The sequence below is a fragment of the Streptomyces sp. NPDC034111 genome (genome assembly GCF_055575375.1).
Genome location: NZ_JBVIST010000014.1, coordinates 173429 through 192273, shown reverse-complemented (window position 1 = coordinate 192273; position 18845 = coordinate 173429). Strand labels below are relative to the sequence as shown.

The 18845-nt window shown below is 72.1% G+C and carries 15 protein-coding genes; 5 read left to right on the top strand and 10 right to left on the bottom strand.

Going from position 1 to position 18845, the window contains the following annotated elements; all coding sequences use genetic code 11:
- Positions 1–665 precede the first annotated feature (665 nt).
- Positions 666–1688 (top strand): tryptophan--tRNA ligase, encoded by a 1023-nt coding sequence (trpS, locus tag ACZ55A_RS27040; RefSeq protein WP_468845031.1) that lies wholly within the window; start codon positions 666–668, stop codon positions 1686–1688.
- Between the two features lie 159 nt (positions 1689–1847).
- On the opposite strand, the gene proC is transcribed toward trpS, so the two are convergent.
- From proC to ACZ55A_RS27025, 3 genes are all read right to left on the bottom strand, one after another.
- The gene (proC, locus tag ACZ55A_RS27035; protein ID WP_468845028.1) at positions 1848–2657 is read right to left on the bottom strand and encodes a pyrroline-5-carboxylate reductase; all 810 of its coding nucleotides are present in this window, start codon (positions 2655–2657) and stop codon (positions 1848–1850) included.
- A 141-nt stretch (positions 2658–2798) separates the two neighbouring features.
- The gene (locus ACZ55A_RS27030) at positions 2799–3686 is read right to left on the bottom strand and encodes an ABC transporter permease (RefSeq protein WP_468845026.1); all 888 of its coding nucleotides are present in this window, start codon (positions 3684–3686) and stop codon (positions 2799–2801) included.
- Positions 3683–4564: an ABC transporter ATP-binding protein gene (locus ACZ55A_RS27025; RefSeq protein WP_468845024.1), complete on the bottom strand. Its 882-nt coding sequence runs from the start codon at positions 4562–4564 to the stop codon at positions 3683–3685. Before ACZ55A_RS27025 ends, ACZ55A_RS27030 begins: the two co-directional genes overlap by 4 nt.
- Positions 4565–4911: 347 nt before the next feature.
- Here ACZ55A_RS27025 and ACZ55A_RS27020 point away from each other — a divergent pair, with 347 nt between their 5' ends.
- The 3 genes from ACZ55A_RS27020 (at position 4912) to ACZ55A_RS27010 (ending at position 8764) form a co-directional block, all read left to right on the top strand.
- A complete protein-coding gene (locus tag ACZ55A_RS27020) occupies positions 4912–5313 on the top strand; it encodes a hypothetical protein (protein ID WP_468845021.1) in 402 nt (133 codons plus the stop codon).
- 327 nt (positions 5314–5640) lie between these two features.
- Positions 5641–7197: a SulP family inorganic anion transporter gene (locus ACZ55A_RS27015; RefSeq protein ID WP_468845086.1), complete on the top strand. Its 1557-nt coding sequence runs from the start codon at positions 5641–5643 to the stop codon at positions 7195–7197.
- Between the two features lie 157 nt (positions 7198–7354).
- On the top strand, positions 7355–8764 hold the full coding sequence (locus ACZ55A_RS27010; RefSeq protein WP_468845019.1) for a M1 family metallopeptidase: 1410 nt from the start codon (positions 7355–7357) through the stop codon (positions 8762–8764).
- 15 nt (positions 8765–8779) lie between these two features.
- Here ACZ55A_RS27010 and ACZ55A_RS27005 read toward each other — a convergent pair whose 3' ends face one another.
- The 7 genes from ACZ55A_RS27005 to ACZ55A_RS26975 form a co-directional block, all read right to left on the bottom strand.
- Complete coding sequence (locus ACZ55A_RS27005; RefSeq protein WP_468845016.1) at positions 8780–9895, bottom strand: NAD(P)/FAD-dependent oxidoreductase; 1116 nt, start codon at positions 9893–9895, stop codon at positions 8780–8782.
- Positions 9896–10013: 118 nt separating this feature from the next.
- Positions 10014–10979, bottom strand: a complete 966-nt coding sequence (sigJ, locus tag ACZ55A_RS27000) for an RNA polymerase sigma factor SigJ (RefSeq protein WP_468845013.1) — start codon at positions 10977–10979, stop codon at positions 10014–10016.
- Between the two features lie 96 nt (positions 10980–11075).
- Positions 11076–11882, bottom strand: coding sequence for a class I SAM-dependent methyltransferase (locus ACZ55A_RS26995; protein WP_468845010.1), 807 nt, complete (start codon positions 11880–11882; stop codon positions 11076–11078).
- A 151-nt stretch (positions 11883–12033) separates the two neighbouring features.
- A complete protein-coding gene (locus tag ACZ55A_RS26990) occupies positions 12034–13551 on the bottom strand; it encodes an IPT/TIG domain-containing protein (protein WP_468845008.1) in 1518 nt (505 codons plus the stop codon).
- A 215-nt stretch (positions 13552–13766) separates the two neighbouring features.
- Positions 13767–14306, bottom strand: a complete 540-nt coding sequence (locus tag ACZ55A_RS26985; RefSeq protein ID WP_468845005.1) for a hypothetical protein — start codon at positions 14304–14306, stop codon at positions 13767–13769.
- A 40-nt stretch (positions 14307–14346) separates the two neighbouring features.
- On the bottom strand, positions 14347–15870 hold the full coding sequence (locus tag ACZ55A_RS26980) for a virginiamycin B lyase family protein (RefSeq protein ID WP_468845003.1): 1524 nt from the start codon (positions 15868–15870) through the stop codon (positions 14347–14349).
- Positions 15871–16083: 213 nt separating this feature from the next.
- Positions 16084–16401 carry a peptidase gene (locus ACZ55A_RS26975; RefSeq protein WP_468845000.1) on the bottom strand — a complete coding sequence of 106 codons (318 nt, stop codon included), beginning with the start codon at positions 16399–16401 and terminating at the stop codon, positions 16084–16086.
- A 169-nt stretch (positions 16402–16570) separates the two neighbouring features.
- Between ACZ55A_RS26975 and ACZ55A_RS26970 the strand changes: the two genes are divergently transcribed.
- Complete coding sequence (locus tag ACZ55A_RS26970) at positions 16571–18844, top strand: serine/threonine-protein kinase (protein WP_468844998.1); 2274 nt, start codon at positions 16571–16573, stop codon at positions 18842–18844.
- Position 18845: the final 1 nt, after the last annotated feature.

Genomic DNA, 18845 nt, shown 5'->3' with positions numbered 1-18845 from the left:
CGCTTCCCTTCGGTCTTGCGTTTCCGACTCTATCAGATCCTTGCGGTTCCGATTTTCGCCGGTGCGATTCGGCCTTTCGGCTTCTTCGCGTTTCCAACCTTACCAGATCCGTTTCCGTCTCTGGCCCCCTGTTGGAGCGGGGTCGGCCGCTTCACTTTCGCTTTTCGGCCTTTCCGACTCTATCAGATCCGATTCGTTCCGTTGCCGGTCCGAATTTGTTTCCGATTCCCCGTCGGAGGGGGTTCCACCTTTCGGCGTGATCACTACTTTAGCGGTATTCCTCGTTGGCACATAATCGCGCCGTGGTCCGAATTCCGGCATGCCGAAATTCTTCCCGGTGAGGGGCCGTGCAGTAGTGGTGTGCCGCGAGGCGGCGGGATGGTCGCCCGGGGCCTGTCGGCTCCCCGGCAACTCGGAGGACAGTACACGAGGGGGTGGGGTTGTTCAAACCGGTGCCTGGCCCGGCTTGTCGGGTACTTTGGGCGCATGACTGCGCATGCGCTCGTACAGCAGTGGTGGCTCGCCTGACGGCGGCCGCCCAGCAGCGCATGCATGACCACGGCCGCCGCTTCGGCGGCCGTTTGCGTTTCTCCCTCTCGTAGCCGGCCGGCGGGGTCGGCGGTCTCGACGCGCACTCGGTGCAGTGCGGAAGTTCGGAGAGATCTATGGACGAGATGGCCGTCGCGGCGACGGGGCGTACGCGGATCTTCAGCGGTGTGAAGCCGACGGGGCATCTGACGCTGGGGAACTACCTCGGGGCGCTGCGGCGGTGGGTCGAAGAGGACCAGCACCGTGCGGAGGCGCTGTTCTGTGTGGTGGATCTGCATGCGCTGACCGTGGAGCACGATCCGGCGCGGGTGCGGCGGCTCAGTCGGCAGGCCGCGACGCTGTTGCTGGCGGCGGGGCTGGATCCGGCGCTGTGCACGGTGTTCGTGCAGAGCCGGGTGGATGAGCATCTGCGGCTGGCGTATCTGATGGAGTGCACGGCCTCCGACGGGGAGATGCGGCGCATGATCCAGTACAAGGAGAAGGCCGCGCAGGAGGCGGCGCGGGGTGGGAGTGTGCGGCTGTCGCTGCTGACGTATCCGGCGCTGATGGCGGCGGACATCCTGGCGTACGGGGCGCACGAGGTGCCGGTCGGGGAGGACCAGGCGCAGCATCTGGAACTGACGCGGGATCTGGCGGTGCGGTTCAACCAGCGGTACGGGGCGACATTCGTGGTGCCGAAGGCGACGCATCCGGTGGTGGCGGCGCGGGTGATGGATCTTCAGGAGCCGACGTCGAAGATGGGGAAGTCGCACGTCAGGACCGGCGGGATCGTCTATTTGCTGGATGAGCCGGAGGTGGTGCGGAAGAAGGTGATGCGGGCGGTCACCGACGGCGGGAGCGAGGTGGTGTACGACCGGGCGGAGCGGCCGGGGGTGGCCAATCTGCTGGATGTGCTGGCCGCTTGTACGGGAACGGATCCGGAGGAGCTGGCCGGGGAGTACGGCTCGTACGGGGCGTTGAAGAAGGATGTGGCGGAGGCGGTGGTGGAGCTGTTGCGGCCGGTGCGGAGTCGGCATGCGGAGCTGGCCGCTGAGCCGTCGTATGTGGATGAGGTGCTTGGGCTCGGGGCGGAGCGGGCGCGGGCCATGGCCCGGCCGCGGGTGGATGCCGCGTATCGGGCCATGGGGCTGTTGGCGTAGCGGGGAGGGCCCATACATACCTAGGGGAGGCCATACCTATGGGGTGGCTTCCCTATAGGTATGGGTGCCCCGGGCCCCGGTGGTGGCTGGCCAGTGGTGTGGCTGGCCCAGTGGTGTGGTTGGCCCCGTGGTGTGTGCTGTGCCGCCGGCTCGGTGGGGTCAGCCGTTGCCGGTGGCCAGTTCCTGGCTGCGGTCGCGGGCGGCTTCGAGGGCGGCGATGAGGGCCGCCCGTACGCCGTGGTTCTCGAGTTCGCGGATGGCGTTGATGGTGGTGCCGGCCGGGGAGGTGACATTCTCGCGGAGTGTGACGGGGTGTTCGCCGCTGTCGCGGAGCATCACGGCGGCGCCGATGGCGGCCTGGACGATGAGGTCGTGGGCCTTGTCGCGGGGCAGGCCGAGGAGGATTCCGGCGTCGGTCATGGCCTCGACCAGGTAGTAGAAGTAGGCCGGGCCGGAGCCGGAGAGCGCGGTGCAGGCGTCCTGCTGGGACTCCGGTACGCGGAGGGTCTTGCCGACGGTGGAGAAGATCTCCTCGGCGCGGGAGAGGTGGGCGGCGGTGGCGTGGGTGCCGGCGGAGATGACGGACATCGCCTCGTCGACGAGGGCGGGGGTGTTCGTCATGACCCGTACGACCGGGGTGCCGGTGGCCAGGCGCTCCTCGAAGTAGGACGTGGGGATGCCGGCGGCGCCGCTGACGACCAGGCGGTCGGTGGGGACGTGCGGGGCGAGTTCCCGGAGGAGGGTGCCCATGTCCTGGGGCTTGACGGTGAGGATGAGGGTGTCGGCGGACTTGGCGGCCTCGGCGTTGCTGACGGCTTCGACGCCGTAGCGGGCGTGCAGCTGTTCCGCGCGTTCCTGGCGGCGGGCGGTGACCAGGAGGTCGGAGGGGGCCCAGCCACCGCGGATCATTCCGCTGAGGAGCGCTTCGCCGATCTTTCCGGTGCCGAGGACTGCGACCTTCTGGGTCATGGTGCGGGTTCGCCTTTCCGCTGCGCTGTGCCTTTGCGGTCATCCTCGCACCGTGGGGGCGGGGGTGCGGGCGCGTCCCGTTGGGTGGACACGCCGGGAGGGTGGCCGTGGGGTGGTGACGGGGAGCGCATCCGGGTGCGGTCAGGGGGTTCGGCGGCGGAGGGTGGCCGCGCCGATGGTGAGGACCAACAGGGCGCAGGCGGTGACGACGACGAGGTCGCGGACGAAGTCGGCGGTGAGGCCGGGGTGGTGAAGGACCTCGGTCATCCCGTCCACGGCGTAGGACATCGGAAGGACGTCGGAGAGCGCCTCCAGGGCCGGCTGCATGGTGGGGCGCGGGGTGAAGAGGCCGCAGAGGAGGAGCTGGGGCATCAGCACGGCGGGCATGAACTGGACGGCCTGGAATTCCGAGGCGGCGAAGGCCGAGACGAAGAGGCCGAGGGCGGTGCCGAGGAGGGCGTCCAGGACGGCGACGAGCAGCAGCAGCCAGGGCGAGCCGGTGACGTCGAGGCCGAGGAGCCCGACGGAGAGGGCCGTGGCGAGGGCCGACTGGACGATGGCGAGGCAGCCGAACGCGAGGGCGTAGCCGGCGATCAGGTCGGCCTTGCCGAGGGGCATGGCGAGCAGGCGTTCCAGCGTGCCCGAGGTGCGTTCGCGCAGGGTGGCGATGGAGGTCACCAGGAACATCGTGATCATCGGGAAGATGCCGAGGAGTGAGGCACCGATGCTGTTGAAGGTGTCCGGGCGGGCGTCGAAGACGTAGCGGAGCAGGGCGATCATCGCGCACGGGACGACGAGCATCATCGCGAGGGTGCGCGGGTCGTGGCGCAGCTGACGCAGGACGCGAGCCGTGGTGGCCAGGGTGCGGGCCGGGGAGAGGGGTACGGCCAGGGTCCTGCGCGCCGGTGCGGGGCGGAGTCCGGGGTGGGATCCGGGGTGGGATCCGGGGTGGGGTCCGTCGTGGGGTCCGTCGTGGGGTCCGTCGTGGGGCCCGGGGTGCGGTCCGTCGTGGGGTCCGTCGGTGGTCATCGGGCCTGCTCCTCGGGGGCGGTTGTCGGTGGTGGGGTGGCGGCGTCGGCCTCGTCGATGAGGTGGAGGAAGGCGGCCTCGACGGTGGGGGCGCCGGTGCGGGCGCAGAGCGCGTCGGGGGTCTCTCCCCCGAACTCCGTTGGGGAGGTGCCACCGGCGAGGAGGCGGCCTTCGCGCATCAGGAGCAGGCGGTGGCAGCGCTCGGCCTCGTCCATGACGTGCGAGGAGACGAGGAGGGTGGTTCCCCGGCCGGTGGCGAGGGTGTGGAAGAGGTCCCACAGGTCGCGGCGGAGGACGGGGTCCAGGCCGACGGTGGGTTCGTCGAGGACGAGGAGTTCGGGGGCGCCGAGGAGGGCCACCGCGAGGGAGACCCGGCTGCGCTGGCCGCCGGAGAGGCTGCCGGCGAGGTCGCCGGCGTGGCGGGTGAGGCCGACGTCCTCGATGGCGCGGGTGACGCTTTCGCGGCGTCGGGCGCGGGCTTTGCGGCCGGGGTGCAGTACGGCGGCGAAGTAGTCGAGGTTCTGCCGGACGGTGAGGTCGTCGTATACGGACGGGTCCTGGGTGACATAGCCGATGCGGGGGCGGAGGGCCGGGTCGCCGGCGGGGTGGCCGAGGACGTGGAGGGTGCCGTTGACCTTCGCCTGGGTGCCGACGATGGCGCGCAGGAGGGTGGATTTGCCGCAGCCGGAGGGGCCGAGGAGGCCGGTGATCTGGCCGTACGGGATGTCGAAGGCGAGGGCGTCGAGGACGGTGCGGCCGCCGCGGACGACGGTGAGGTCGCGGGCGTGGAGGGCGGGGGTGCCGTCGGGCGAGGAGGTGCCGTCGGGCAAGGGGGTGCCGGGGTGGGCGGGGTCGTCGCCGGCGCCGTAATTCATCATGCGGTGAATATCGTGCCGGGGAGGGTGGGGCGTCAAGAGGTCAGGGGCATGAGGGGCCGGCGGGGCGGGGTGTGCTTCGGCGGAGGCCGGTCGGGCTTCACGTGGGCAGGTTGCGCTTCGGCGAGGGAGGGTCGCGCGTCGCGCGCGCGGGTTGCGCTTTGGTGGCGATTGCGCAACGGCGCATTGGAGTGCGAAATGCGCTCCGGCGGCCAGGGGGCGCGAACGGAACCATTCCGTCCTGTTGGATAACTCCGCATTTACAGTCTGATTACATTCCGCACTGCGGTCCCGCGGCTCCGCCTCGACACAATGGGGTGACGTGTCCAGCCACGCCGGAGGGGGCGACGATGGCGAAGATCCGGGTGGGCGGCCTCGGCCGGCTCCTGTTGATCGTCGTGGCCGTCGTTCTGACCCTGCCGCTGGTCTCCGTGGTCACGTACGAGGAGCGCGCGGCGGCCGCCCCGGTCACGGACAGCGCCGCCGGTGCCGGCTCCCAGGGCGCCGCCCCGGTGGCGACGGACCCTTCCGAACATCCGGATTCCGCCGCCCACCGCTGCCAGCCACGCCGCGGCGGACGCTCCTCGGCCACACCGTCCGCGCCCACGGCGCCGGGCACGCCGGTCTCGACGGCCGGCCCCGTACGGACCGAGGGCGGGCTGCGGGTGACCGTCCCGCTGACCGGCCGTCAGGCCGTGCCCCTGTCGAGATCAGGTGAACTGCCGGTCCATCACCTCGTGTTCCGCTGCTGAGACCGCCAGGACCGGCTGCTGGGCCTATCTGCCGGGCTCATCTGCCGAGACCGACTGCCGAGACGCTGAGAGCCGGTGGTCGAGCCGATAACTGCCGGCTGAAAGTCGCCGGCTGAGAGTTGCCCCAGGGCCTCCCCCGGCCCGCGCATCCGACGGATCCAGCCGTCATTGCTCATGCACCCTTCACGGCGCGCGGCGCCGTATCCCCGCTCGGCCTGCTCGTACCCATGCTGCTGCGCACGCTTCGGCATGCGCTGCCGCATGCGCGCGGGCGTCGGCTGCTGCGTCCGCGCGCCCTCGCATCTCGCATTCGCTGGAGGTATGTCCATGCGTAGGTTCCGTCCTGTCCGCCGTCTTTTCCGGCCGTCCATACCCCCGTTGGCCTCCCGGTCCTCCGAAGGCTCGCGGCGTTCGCTGTTGTTCTGGCGGGCCGACTTCACCGCGTCGCTCGTCGTGTTCCTCGTCGCCGTCCCGCTGTGTGTCGGGGTGGCCGTCGCGTCCGGCGTGCCGGCCGAACTGGGCCTGGTCACCGGGATCGTCGGCGGACTGCTCACCGGGCTGCTGCCGGGCAGCAGTCTTCAGGTCAGCGGGCCGGCCGCCGGGCTGACCGTGCTGGTCTACGAGGCCGTGCAGGAGTACGGCCTCGGCACGCTGGGCGCGCTGGTGCTGATCGCCGGGGTGCTTCAGCTGGCCATGGGGGCGCTGCGGCTGGGCCGCTGGTTCCGGGCCATCTCCGTCGCGGTCGTCCAGGGGATGCTCGCGGGCATCGGACTGGTGCTGATCGCCGGGCAGTTGTACGCCCTTGCGGACGCCAAGGCTCCTGGTGGCGGGCCGGCGAATCTGGCCGGGCTGCCGGGCCTTGTGGTGGACACCCTCGCTTCGGACCTGGCGCCGCTGGCGCTGGCGGTCGGTGCGTCGACCATCGCGGTGCTGGTGCTCTGGCCACGTTGGCGGCGGGCGGCGCGGGTGCTGCCGGCACCGCTGGTGGCGGTGGCGCTGGCGACCGCCGTGGTGGCCGCACTGGATCTGCCGGTCGCGCGGGTCGAGGTGCAGGGCCTGCTGGACGTCGTACAGCCGCCGGGCGCCGCGGACTTCGCGCGCCTGGTGGAGGCGGGGGCGGTGGCCGGTGCGCTGGGCACGGTGCTCGCCTTCACCCTGATCGCGTCGGCGGAGTCGCTGTTCAGCGCGGCCGCGGTGGACCGGCTGCACGACGGTCCCCGGACCCATTACGACAAGGAGTTGATGGCGCAGGGCGCGGGCAACACGGTGTGCGGGCTGCTCGGCGCGCTGCCGATGACCGCGGTGATCGTGCGCAGCGCCGCGAATGTGCGGGCCGGTGCGCGGACCAAGGCCTCGCGGGTGCTGCACGGGGTGTGGCTGCTGCTCTTCGCGGCGGCGTTCCCGGCGGCGCTGGGGGTGGTGCCGATCGCGGCGCTGGCCGGCGTACTGGTGCATGCGGGCCTCAAGTTGCTCCCGTTGAAGGAGTGGCCGCCGCTGTGGCGGGAGCACCGGGGCGAGGCCGTGGTGCTGGCGGCGACCGCGGTGGCGATCGTGGCGACCAATATGTTCGAGGGGGTGCTGCTGGGGCTGCTGCTGGCCGTGGCGAAGTCGGCGTGGGAGACCTCGAAGGTCCATCTGGAGGTGGCGGGCCTGGAGGGTACGGGCGTGGTGCGCGTACGGGCCGTGGGCAATGCCACCTTTCTGCGACTGCCCAAGCTGCTCGACCAGTTGGAGGCGCTGCCACGGGACCGGGAGATCGAGCTGGACCTGTCCGGGCTGCGGCATCTGGACCATGCGTGTGCGGCGGCGCTCGGCAACTGGGAGCAGCAGCGCCGCGGGCCGGACGGGACCGCCCGGGAGACGGCACCGTCGGTCGCCCCCTGAGCGCACGCCGCGGGCGAGCGGGGCGGGCCTCCCCCGGCGGGCCTCCCCCGTCCGTCGGCCTCGCATACCGGAATGGGCGCTGATCGGTAACAGAGGGGCGTTGCGGCGGAAATGACCGTAGGGTCGGGGGGCTGTGATCGCCGACCCGAGGAGTGCTGTGACCCGTCGGCCCCTTCGTCGTTGCGGCGCGACCGCCGCGCTGTCCGTCGCCCTGCTGCTGTCCTCCTGCACGAGCGGCACCGTGAGTGCCAGGGGGACAGCGGGCAGCGGCGGGGTGGGCGATCCCCTCTTCCCGGCGCTCGGGAACGGCGGTTACGACGTCCGCCACTACGGGATCACGCTCGACTACGACGTACGGCACAAGCGGCTGGCCGCCACCACCGAGATCACCGCCCGGGCCAAACAGGATCTGCGCTCCTTCACGCTGGATCTTCAGGGGCTGCGGGTCTCCGCCGTACGGGTCGACGGCGAGGACGCCACCTTCTCCCGTCAGGGACACAAGCTGACGGCCCGTCCGGCCGAGGGGATCGCGAAGGGCGCCCGGTTCCGTACCACCGTCGACTACGGCGGGACCCCGCAGGAGATGACGGATCCGGACGGGTCGACGGAGGGGTGGGTCGCCACCGCCGACGGGGCGTTCGTGTCGGGTGAGCCCGCCGGGACCATGACGTGGTTCCCGGGGAACAACCACCTCGGGGACAAGGCCACCTACGACTTCACCCTCACCGTGCCGCAGCGCTACACCGCCGTCGCCAACGGGGAGCTGCGGTCGCAGAAGGTCTCCAACGGGAAGGCCACCTTCGTGTGGCACAGCCCCCAGCCGATGGCCACCTACCTCGCCACCGCCACCATCGGCACGTTCGACGTCCGCACCTCCCGTACGGCCGACGGGCTGCCGCTGTATGTCGCGGTGGACCCGGCGGAGGCCGCGGCGAGCAGGCGGCCGCTCGAACGGCTGCCGGAGATCATCGAGTGGGAGAGCGGGCTGTTCGGCCGCTTCCCCTTCTCCTCGGCGGGCGCGATCGTCGACCACACTCCGCCGCGGATCGAGTGGGCCGCCCTGGAGTCCCAGACCAAGCCGGTCTACGCGGGCGCGCCGGACACCGTCACCGTGGTGCACGAGATGGCCCACCAGTGGTTCGGCGACTCGGTGACGCCGAAGACCTGGCAGGACACCTGGCTCAACGAAGGCTTCGCGACCTACGTCGAGTGGCTGTGGGCGGAGCACGAGGGCGGCAAAACGCCGCAGCAGCAGTTCGACGCGCTCTACAAGAAGGACAAGGCCAATGAGCTCTGGGCGTTCCCGCCGGGCGCCCCGGGCGCGGCGAAGAACGTGACCGGGACGCCCGTCTACGAGCGGGGCGCGATGGTGCTTCAGCAGCTGCGGAAGGCCGTCGGCGACAAGACGTTCTTCCGGATCCTCAAGGAGTGGCCGGCCAAGTACCGCTACGGCAACGCCGATTCCGCGGAATTCATCGCCTTCTGCCAGGAGCGCACCGAGGAGGATCTGACCGGTCTCTTCGACACCTGGCTGTACGGCAAGGGGAAGCCGGAGCGGGAGGACTGAGCCGGGAAGACCCTCCTAGCCGATGCCGGGGACCATCCGGACCACGTCCGGGTGGCGGGCCGCCAGCCGCAGGAAGCGGAGGGTGTTGCGGATCACCTGCTCCTTGAACCCGGCGGCGGGACGACCGGTCAGCACCCGTTCGCGGGGGGTGTCGTCGGCCCGTACGGACTGGATCAACGCGTCGTGCCGGCCCAGGCTCACGCACTGGAAGAAGTAGGAGTACGACAGCGGCGCGGGCACGGCGCCGCGGGACTCGGCGATGATCGCGCCGGCCGCGTGCGAGCCGGTGGGCAGGGCGGTGGCACAGGCCATGCGCAGCGCCCCGGCGCGTGGTGCACGGGCCGCGGCCGCATCGCCCGCGACATAGATGTCGGGGTGGCTGACCGAGCGGAGCGCGGCATCGACCTGGAGCCGGCCGGTGGCCCGGTCGACGGCCAGCCCGGCGTCCTGGGCCAGGCCGGCGGTGGCCTTCAGGGCGGCGGCCCACACCACGGCGTCGGTGTCGGTCTCGTCCGCGTGGCCGACCCTGCGGCCCTCCTCGACGCGCACCCCCAACCTGCCCAGGACGGTACGGACATGGGCCCGGCCACGGTCGGACAGCCCCGGGCCGATCTCGCCGCCGGTGAGCAGCCGGACCTCCCACTCCGGGTGGGCCTCGGCGATCTCGGTGGCCATCTCGATGCCGGTGAGGCCGCCGCCGACCACGGCCAGTGCGCCCGGGCCGTCGAGCAGCCGCTTGTGCAGCTCCGCGGCGCTCTCCGCGGTGAAGCTGCGTTCCCCGGCGCCGCGCGGGTCGGTGTGGCTGCCGAGGGCGTAGACGAGCCGGTCGTACAGGAGGGTGCGGCCGGAGTCGGTGTGCACGGCGCGGGCGTCGGGGTCCAGGGCGGTGGCGCGGGCGGCGAGGTGCTCGATGCCGGTGCCGCGCAGCAACTGCGCCCGGGAGTGGGTCACTTCGGGGCGGCCGGCGGCCAGCTCGTGCAGCCGTACCCGTTCGGTGAACCGGTCACTGGGGTCGACCAGGGTCACCTGGGTGTACGGGGCGAGCCGGAGGGCGGCCATCATGCCGGCGTAGCCGCCGCCGAGGACCACGACCCTCCCCCACCGCCGCCGCTGCTTCCGCACGCTGTTCATGCTGCCCTCCTGTGTCGGGGCCCCTGCCCGGTCGGGCGGCGCCGTAAGGGGGACGGGACAGCGGGCGCGAGTGTGACACCGCCCCCGGACGCGCCGCTGCCCGCCGCACCCCGGGCGGCTACAACAGCCCCGCCCCGAGGTCGAGATGGCCGAGCTTGTCCGGGTTCAGCACGGCGTCCACCTCCGTGATCCGCCCGTCGTGCACGGTGAACGCGAACACCCCGGCCTGACGGCCCGCCGCATCGGCGAAGACCAGCCCGGCGGCGCCGTTGACCTCCACCACGGCGACCCGGACCCCGCCCAGTTCGGCGCCCCGCTCGACCAGCCCCCGTACGTAGCGGGCGACCTTCTCGCGGCCCAGCACCGGCCGGCGGGCGGCGCTCACCTTGCCGCCGCCGTCCGAGCGCCAGACCACCTCGGGGTCGAGCACGGCCAGCAGCGCCTCGAGATCGCCGCCCACCACGGCGGAGAGGAAGGCCTCGACGGTACGGCGGTGCTCCGCGCGGTCGACGGTGCGGCGCGGCGCCTCGGCCCGTACCCGCTTGCGGGCGCGGGAGGCCAGCTGCCGTACGGACTCCGGGGTGCGGCCGACCGCCTCGGCGACCTCCGGGAAGGGAACCGCGAAGACGTCATGGAGGACGAAGGCGGTGCGCTCGGCCGGGGTGAGCCGTTCCAGGACGGTGAGCAGCGCCATCCCCACGGATTCGTCGAGCGTGACCCGGTCCTCGGGCGCGGGCGCGGCGAGCGCGGCGGGGGCCACCGCCTCCGCCCCGGCGACCAGTGGCTCCGGCAGCCACGGCCCGACATACCGCTCACGACGGGCCCGGGCCGAGCCCAGCAGGTCGTAGCAGATACGGCTGACGACGGTGGTGAGGAAGCCGCGCGGGCTGGCCACCGGCGGCTCCTCGGGCAGCGCCTGCCAGCGCAGCCAGGCCTCCTGCACGGCGTCGTCGGCATCGGCGACGGTGCCCGTGATCCGGTACGCGATCGCCCACAGCCGCCCGCGCTCCTCCTCGAACTCGGCCAGCCGGTCGCGGGGTTGGGCCCCCACGCCGTGCCTGGTGCCGGTCTCCGGCTGCCCCATGTCCCCGCTCCTCTGCTCTGCCCTGGTCGGCCCTGGTCTGTCTGGTCTGCTCTGCTGCGGCTCCGCCGGCGTGCCGAACGCCGCCGGTCCCTCTTCTCAGGACGATGCGGCCGGGCGGAGTGTGACGGTCAGGTCGAGCGCATAGGCCTCCTCGACGATGCCGTCAGGGAAGATCTCCAGGAGGGCGGTGCGCTCCTCCTCCAGGACGGGGGCGGCGGCCGCGGGGCCGATGGCGGCGAAGTAGGAGCGGCTGCCGAGCATGGCGAGGTGGGTGTCGAGCGGAACCTTGCGGGTCCAGTGCAGGACGCGGAAGGCGGGGCGCAGCCCGAGGCCGAGGCCGCGGATCAGCCCGGGGGCCTCCGGGGAGACGCTGTGGGCGTGGTAGCCGAGGAGGCGGCGGGCGAGCCTGGCCTCCTGTTCGGCGGCCCAGGGGACGTCCGGGTCGGGGACGTTCCACCACAGGGCGAGCGCGCCGCCGGGCCGCAGCACCCGCAGCGCTTCCGGGACCGAGCGGGCCGGGTCGGTCCAGTGCCAGGCCTGGGCGTAGCCGACGAGGTCGAAGCCGGCGTCGTCGGAGAACGGCAGGGCGTCGCCGAGGGCGCGGACGAGGGGCGTGCCGGGGTGGGCGGCGCGCAGTTCGGCGGCCATCGCGGCGCCCGGCTCCACGGCGGTGACGCGGGCGCCGCGCGCGGCGAGCAGCCCGGTGGCGATGCCGGTGCCGGCACCGACGTCCAGCACCCGCGCGCCGGCCAGCGGCCGCCCGGCCAGTTCCTCGATCGCGTCGAAGAGGGCCGGCGGATAGCCGGGGCGGGCGGCGGCGTACTGGGCGGCCACGGCGTCGAAGGAGCGGGCGAGGGAGGAGTGGCCCGGAGGACCGGGCAGCGGCGGCGGGAGGGAAGACATGAGGCCATCGTGCCCACGCTCCGGGAGAGGCGGAGCCCATCCCGGAAATCCGAACCAGCCGGTGTTCCGGGGGATGTTCCACACGATGGCGGACCGGTACCCGAAGCGCGGAACCGGGCCGCCATCCCCTCATGTCAGCACGGTCGCCGTACTAGGCGATGACCCCCGCGTGGGCGGAGGAGGGCAGCAGGGTGCCCGTGCCCGCGAACTTGGCGTCGTAGCCGCCGTTGGCGAAGATCACGATGAAGCTCAGGGTCTCGTCCAGCCGGGCGGTTCCCTGGGCGTCGGTGACCGCCGTGCCCAGGACCTGGGTGCCGGTGCTGAACGTGATGGTCTGGCCGGGCACCGGAAGTCCGGTGACCACGTCCTTCAGCGTGGCGGTCAGGAACGGGTAGTACACCTGCGACGGGAACAGCCTCGCCAGCGCCGGGGTCGCGGTCAGCGACGTGGCGTGGCTGGGCGGGACGTAGGTGTACCCGTTCACCAGGCTGGCGCAGCCGCCGTCGGTTTTGACGGTGACGGTTGCCGGGCCGAGCGCGCCGGCCGGGGTGAAGGCGTGGATCGCGGTGCCGCCGGGGTTGACCATGACGCCGGTGGCCGGGTTGCCGCCGATGGTGACAGTGGCGCCGGTGAGGTTGGTACCGAGGAGGGTCACCGGCGTTCCGCCGGTGGTGACCCCCTGGTTGGGGGTGATGCTGGTCAGCGTGGGGAACGGCGGGATGACGCTCACATCGTTCGAATTCTGGTTGGCGACATAGATCTTGCCGTTGGGGGCGACCGCGACAGCGAACGGGGTGGTGCCGACGGGGATGGGGGTGCAGACGACGGCGTTGGTGTTGGTGTCGATCACCGTCACGTCGTCCGACAGGTAATCGGCCACGTAGGCCTTGCCGTTGGGGGCGACCGCTATCCCGGTCGGGGCGGTGGCGACGGAGACGGGGGCGCCCACGACGGTGTTGGTGGTGGTGTTGATCACCGTCACGTTGTCCGACGAGAACGCGGTCACATAGGCGTTGCCGTTGGGGGCGACCGCCACGTCGAACGGGCCGGTGCCGACGGGGATGCTGGGGACGGTGACGTTGTTGGTGGCGGTGTCGATCACCGTCACGTCGTTCGAGCCAACGTTGGTGACGTAGGCGTTGCCGTTGGGGGCGACCGCCACCCCGTACGGGCTGATGCCGACGGTGAGGGCGGAGCCGATGACGGTGTCCGTGGCGGTGTCGATCACCGTCACGGTGAAGTCGCCCAGGTTGGTGACGTAGGCATTGCCGTTGGGGGCGACCGCCACCCCGACCGGGATCGTGCCGACGGGGATGCTGAGGACGAGGACGGTGTTGGTGGCGGTGTCGATCACCGTCACGTCGTTCGAGCCACTGTTGGCCACGTACGCCTTGCCGTTGGGGGCGATCGCCACCCCGATCGGGCTGGAGCCGACGGTGATGCTGGGGACGAGGACGGTGTCCGTGGCGGTGTCGATCACCGTCACATTGCCCGACCCGGTGTTGGCCACATAGGCGTTGCCGTTGGCGGCGACCGCAACCCCGACCGGCTGACTGCCCACCGGGATCGTCGTCAGTGCCAGCGGCCTGACCGGCGCTGCCGTCCGGGCCGCGGGGAGGGCGGTGGCCGAAAGCAGCCCCGGCAGCCCCGGCTGAAAGTTCGTACTCATGCTGACCCCTTCAGATAGGGGCCACCCATCGCCTGCCAGACCGGCCGGGGCGTCGGCACAGGCCCGCAGAACCTCTCCGGGGCACACGGCAACAAAACACGCCCTCAAACACAGCGAGCTGCCCACCCGAGGAGGGTATGGGCAGCCCATCGGTTTCGTTCACCCCTGCGATGCCCGCCCCGCGGGCCGGTGAAACACCCGCCGCAATTGCCTTACTAGCGGCGCTTCTTGGGCCTGGGCTTCTTGGCGGCCGGGTTGCCGGTACGGGCGCCGCGGCGGCGCTCGTACCGCTCGCGGGCCGCCGCGTACTCGGCGCGGTGCAGCTTCTCGCCGGGGGCCTCGATCAGGCTGCGGCAGAAGTAGGCGAGCAGGGAGCCGATGAAGCCGATCAGCATCAGGCTCTGTCCGGACCTGTCGGCGGCGGACTGTGCGGACGGGTCGGGGCGGCGCAGAAAGCCGTCCCAGGTACGGCGGAAGGCCAGCGCGCTACAGATGGCGAAGCCCGCCACGACGAGGATGCCGACGAACGGGCCGACGGCGGCGATCTCCAGGCCCTGGAACGCGAAGCGCAGTACGGCCGCGCCGGCCGCGGCGAGCAGCAGCGAGCCCACCGCGACACCGGCCCGGCGCAGGGCGTAGCCGCCGTCGTGGTGGACCCAGGTGGTGCCGAAGAACCGGATCTCCTCCGGCTCGGGGCCGCCGCGCTCCGGGATCCCGGAAGACGGGCTCCCGGAGGGCGTCTGCTCATCACTCATGGCACCGATTATCCCCGGCGGCCCCGGAACGGCGGCCGTACTAGGCGATGACCCCCGCGTGGGCGGAGGAGGGCAGCAGGGTGCCCGTGCCCGCGAACTTGGCGTCGTAGCCGCCGTTGAGGAGGATCAGGGGGAAGCTCAGGGTCTCGTCCAGCCGGGCGGTTCCCTGGGCGTCGGTGACGGCGGTGCCCAGGACCTGGGTGCCGGTGCTGAAGGTGATGGTCTGGCCGGGCACCGGAAGTCCGGTGACCACGTCCTTCAGCGTGGCGGTCAGGAACGGGAAGTACACCTGCGGCGGGAACAGCTTCGCCAGCGCCGGCGTCGCGGTCAGCGAGGTGGCGTGGCTGGCCGAGACGTAGGTGAAGCCGTTCACCAGGCTGGCGCAGCCGCCGTCGGTGGTGACGGTGACGGTCGCCGGGCCGGGCGCGCCGGGCGGGGTGGTGGCGGTGATCTGGGTACCGGCGGGGTTGACGTTGACGCTGGTGGCGTTGTTGCCGCCGATGGTGACAGTGGCGCCGGTGAGGTTGGTGCCGGTGAGGGTCACCGGCGTTCCGCCGGTGGTGGGCCCCTGGTTGGGGCTGATGCTGGTCAGCGTGGGGAACGGCGGGATGACGCTTACGTCGTCCGAATTCTGGTTGGTGACGTAGATCTTGCCGTTCGGGGCGACCGCCACCCCGAACGGGATGTCGCCGACGGGGATGGGGGTGCAGACGACGGTGTTGGTGTTGGTGTCGATCACCGTCACGTCGTCGGAGCTCAAGTCGGCCACGTAGGCCTTGCCGTTGGGGGCGACTGCTATCCCGGTTGGGTTGATGCCGGGAGTGACGGGGATGGGGGCGCCCACGACGGTGTTGGTGGTGGTGTTGATCACCGTCACATTGTTCGACGAGAAGGCGGTCACATAGGCGTTGCCGTTGGGGGCGATCGCCACGCCGTACGTGTTGGTGCCGACGGGGATGCTGGGGACGATGACGGTGTTGGTGGCGGTGTTGATCACCGTCACATCGTTGGAGGCCACGTTGGTGACGTAGGCGTTGCCGTTGGCGGCGACCGCCACCCCGTACGGAGTGGTGCCGACGGGGATGCTGGGGACGAGGACGGTGTCCGTGGTGGTGTCGATCACCGTCACATCGTTCGAGACCTCGTTGGTGACGTAGGCGTTGCCGTTGGGGGCGACCGCCACACCGGTAGGGATCGTGCCGACGGAGATGCTGGGGACGAGGACGGTGTTGGTGACGGTGTCGATCACCGTCACGGAGTTCGAGCTGGTGTTGACGACGTAGGCCTTGCCGTTGGGGGCGACCGCCACCCCGGTAGGGCCGCTGCCGACGGGGATGCTGGGGACGATGACGGTGTCCGTGGCGGTGTCGATCACGGTCACATCGTTCGACGAGGAGTTGGTCACGTAGGCGTTGCCGTTGGCGGCGACCGCGACCCCGACCGGATGGTCGCCCACCGGGATCGTCGTCAGTGCCAGAGGCCTGACCGGCGCTGCCGTCCGGGCCGCGGGGAGGGCGGTGGCCGAAAGCAGCCCCGGTAGCCCCGGCTGGAAGTTCGTACTCATGCTGACCCCTTCAGATAGGGGCCACCCATCGCCTGCCAGACCGGCCGGGGCGTCGGCACAGGCCCGCAGAACCTCTCCGGGGCACACGGCAACAAAACACGCCCTCAAACACAGCGAGCTGCCCACCCGAGGAGGGTATGGGCAGCCCATCGGTTTCGTTCACCCCTGCGATGCCCGCCCCGCGGGCCGGCGAAACAACCCGCCGTCCAGGCCTCAGCTCATGCAGCGCGGCGCGACCATGGTGTCGCTGCCCGTCCGGACGTACGTATCGGAGACGTACTGGCCGGGGCCGATGTTGTCCCAGAGGTCCGAGGTGCCGTACGGGCCGCTGACCCGCTGGCCGTGCCGCTGGCAGCGGATCGTGATCGACGCGCCCTCCGGCAGCAGCCGCACGACCGGGAAGTCCGTGCCGGGGCCCTTACGGACCCTGACGCGGTGGCCCGGCGCGATCGGAAAGGTGAGACCGCCGGCGGCGGCGAGCACCTGGCCGTCGGCCGCTTCGGCGTTGCCCTCGACGTCCTGTGTCGTCATGACGTATATCCCCCGTTGGTGAAGCTTCGTCCCGGCCCTGTCGCCGGGAACCGGTTGACAGTGCAACGCGCACGCTAGCAAGCCTCACCCAACTCGTACGCGCCATCGACTAGGCTCCGCGCGTCGCACCTGCGACCGAATGGCACAGGAATCACACGGGGGTGGAACCATGCCGTCGCTGCGCGACTCCGGGAGCGGCCCGGAAGCGGAGCGTCCGGAATACGCCGGGCAGTACCGCCTGGAGGCCCGGCTCGGCGCCGGCGGTATGGGGGTGGTCCACCTCGCCCGCTCGCCCTCCGGGCTCCAGCTCGCGGTCAAGGTCATCCACGCCGAATTCGCCCAGGACCCGGAGTTCCGGGGGCGGTTCCGGCAGGAGGTGGCGGCCGCGCGGCGGGTCAGCGGGGCCTTCACCGCGCCCGTCGTGGACGCCGATCCGGACGCCGACCGCCCCTGGATGGCGACCCTCCACATCCCCGGCCCAACCCTCTCCGATCATGTGAAGCGGAACGGTCCGCTGGCGCCCGGCGAGGTGCGGCGGCTGGCCGCGGGGCTCGCCGAGGCGCTGCGCGACATCCACCGCGCCGGGGTGGTGCACCGCGACCTCAAGCCGGGGAACGTGCTGCTGGCCGCCGACGGCCCGAAAGTCATCGACTTCGGTATCTCCCGCCCCTCCGACAGCGAAATGCGCACCGAGACCGGCAAGTTGATCGGGACACCGCCGTTCATGGCGCCCGAGCAGTTCCAGCGGCCGCGCGAGGTGGGCCCCGCGGCGGACGTCTTCGCACTGGGTTCGGTGCTGGTGCACGCCGCCACCGGGAGCGGTCCTTTCGACTCGGAGAGCCCGTACATCGTCGCGTACCAGGTGGTGCACGACGAGGCCGATCTGGCGGGCGTACCGAAGGAGTTGGCGCCGCTGATCGAGAGCTGTCTGGCGAAGGACCCGGAGGACCGGCCGACACCGGACGGGCTGATGGAGCTGCTGCGCACGGACGCGCCGCCGGCCGTACCCATGGGGCTGCCTGCGGGCGGGGAGGTGCCGCAGCTGCGGATACCGGAACAGCGGCAGCCCGTACGGCCCGAGGCCACCCCGCCGCGGGCCGAGGCCACGCATGTGCGGGCGCCCGCGCCCGTGGAGGAGCCCGCCGAGCGGTCCGAGCCTGCCGGGGAGCCCGGGAAGCCGGTGGAGCGGCCCGCCGCGGCGCGCCGCCCGTTCCGCTCCCGCACCCGCCGCTGGCCCCTGTGGGCGGCCCTCGCCCTCGTGGTGACCGGGGCCGGCACGTACGCCGGGGTCCAGGCGCTGTCCCCCGGAGGCTCCGGCGAGGACCCCGCCCTCCAGACGCATCCGCCGCGCGCCGGCCAGGCCGACTTCCGCCCCTGGCACACCACCCTCCTCAAGCGCCCCAAGGGGCATGACGCCGAGATGCCGCACTGCACGGCCGGCTCCGGCGCCGTCTTCTGCGGCCAGCCCGGCGTACTGGCCGCCCGGCTCGACCCCGGCACCGGCCACGTGGCGTGGCGCCGTACGGACGCCCCCGCCGGCAAGGACGCCGCGTCGCCGACCGCGCCGGTGCTCTCCGGCGGGCTGCTGTACGTCTTCTCCGCCGACGCCGAACGGCTGCTGGCGCTCGACCCGTCGGCCGGCGGAAAGGGCGCCACCCGCTGGAGCAAGGACGTCTCCGGCTACGAAGGCGGCGCCACCGTCCTCGGCGACCGCATCCTCCTGACCGCCGCGGACGGCACCGTCACCGCGCTGGACAGCACCACCCACCGCGAGCGGTGGCACAAGCGCCTCCCCGGCCATGAACTACCGCTGTTCACCGGGTTCGGTGACCCGCACACCGCCTACGCCGCCGAGCCCACACCGGACGGCACGGGCTCCCAGGTCACAGCCGTCGACCCGGCCGACGGCAAGGTCCACTGGTCACGCCGGCTGCCGGGGGTGCTCACCCCGGCCGGAACCGGTGCCTCCGGCGCGCTCTACCTCACCGTCACCGACCCCAAGTTGTCGTACCGCACCACCGCCGTCCTCCGCTACGACCCGGCGAGCGGGCGCACCCGGCGCCTCCCGCTGACCGCGGCACTGGACGGCGTATCGGCGGTGGTACGCGGCGAGACGGTGTACCTGCTCGCCGAGGGCGGCGCCCTCCAGGCCGTCGGGGCACGGAAGTGGGACACCGAGACCTCCGTCAGCCGGGGGTCACCACCCGTGGTGAGCGGCGACCGGCTGTTCTTCAGCGCCGCGGACGGCAGACTGCTCGCCGTCGACGCCACCTCGGGCGCCCTGGTCGGCCAGACCGCGCCACGGCTGACGGCCGCCCGGCACAACGGGTATCTGGAGGCGCTGCCCGCACCACGGGTGGACGGCCCGCGGGGCTCGGTGTACGCGGCCGCACCGGACGGCACGGTCTTCGCCGCGGCGACCAAGGACCCGGCGCGCTGGTGAG